Source organism: Bisbaumannia pacifica, assembly GCF_007989625.1.
Classification (GTDB): domain Bacteria; phylum Pseudomonadota; class Gammaproteobacteria; order Pseudomonadales; family Halomonadaceae; genus Bisbaumannia; species Bisbaumannia pacifica.
Map to the genome: position 1 here is coordinate 1 of NZ_BJUK01000103.1, position 1,083 is coordinate 1,083.

A 1,083-nucleotide genomic window follows, 5' to 3' on the forward strand; every position below is an offset into this window, starting at 1 on the left:
GAGTCCGGTGGAATCGGTCATCATCTGCCCTCCCCGCTGGCGGAGCCGATTACCATGCCGCCGCAGCTCACGGCATGGCTGGTCAGGGCGGCGGCGAGCAGGAAACAAGGATAAGACAGACGCATCATCTCCTCGAGGCGTTGGCGGGGTGACCGTTCGGCCACGCTACCGCCAGGGAAGACAGCAAGTGCCTTCCCTGGCGGGTGGTGCATGGGGGGCAACGTCCGTGTTGCGCTTGTTGGTTGAATTCAGGGGTTGAATTCAGGGATTCAGAGAGTGCTATCTCCATTCGTTTATCTTGGCCATAACCCCCCCTTCCTGATAACTATTTTTTCTTTGACCCATCTCCAAACCAGTATTTAACCCCCCCTATAGAGATGAAGGTTATTCCAGTCAAGATGCCCACAGTAGCCAAAAACTTTCCAGTGCTTTCAAAACCCACCTCAACCATCCCCCCCCCCACGACCATAACTGAAAACGATACAGCTATTATCTTTAACTCTTTATTCATTTCTTTCCTCCCCTTCTCCACACACTGTAGAAATACGGCAAAATTGGACGCCTGCTGCTCCACCTAAGCCCACCCCAAAAAAGCCTTTTGCAGTGCCTAAGGATCCCTCGCCAGAATTAACCGAAGCACCGGAAGCAAGACCGCTACCACCTTGAAGAAAGAACCCCCAACTTTCTGAAACTCCTGTTTCTACAGTGTCATTGATAGAAGCTCCACCCGTAAATCCTGCGCCTGCATAAGCACCAAGCCCAAACTTCATGCATGCTGTTGTTACAGCACATAAATTACCGCCCGAATCAACTTGCCCCCCTGAAGACAGCGAAGTGCCAAACACCCCGCCAAACACCTCACCTCCAGCATCTAATCCAGCAGCTATAGTCTTACTCGCTGGCTCTTGACGGGCTGCTGCTCTCCTAACCATGTTCGATTGACTATAAGGCCCACCCCCAAGACCATATACCCCCCTGAGCCCGAGAGGGTCTACCTCAATATTGGGGGCCGCGGCATACTGGTAAAGGTTATCTCCCCCTACCAACCCTATCGGGTCCTGGCTGATATACCTGCCCTGCTGC

At 53.0% G+C, this 1,083-nt stretch carries 2 protein-coding genes; both read right to left on the reverse strand.

Annotated features, from left to right (window positions below):
• Positions 1–325 precede the first annotated feature (325 nt).
• A complete protein-coding gene (locus HPA02_RS18080) occupies positions 326–511 on the reverse strand; it encodes a hypothetical protein (protein ID WP_146804597.1) in 186 nt (61 codons plus the stop codon).
• Positions 504–1,083, reverse strand: a 580-nt coding sequence (locus tag HPA02_RS18360) for a hypothetical protein (protein WP_222594019.1), incomplete at its 5' end; no start/stop codon positions are given. The genes HPA02_RS18360 and HPA02_RS18080, both read right to left, overlap by 8 nt.

Coding starts and splice junctions, on each gene's coding strand:
- HPA02_RS18080 (WP_146804597.1), bottom strand. CDS start 511: ATGAATAAAGAGTTAAAGATAATAGCTGTATCGTTTTCAGTTATGGTC.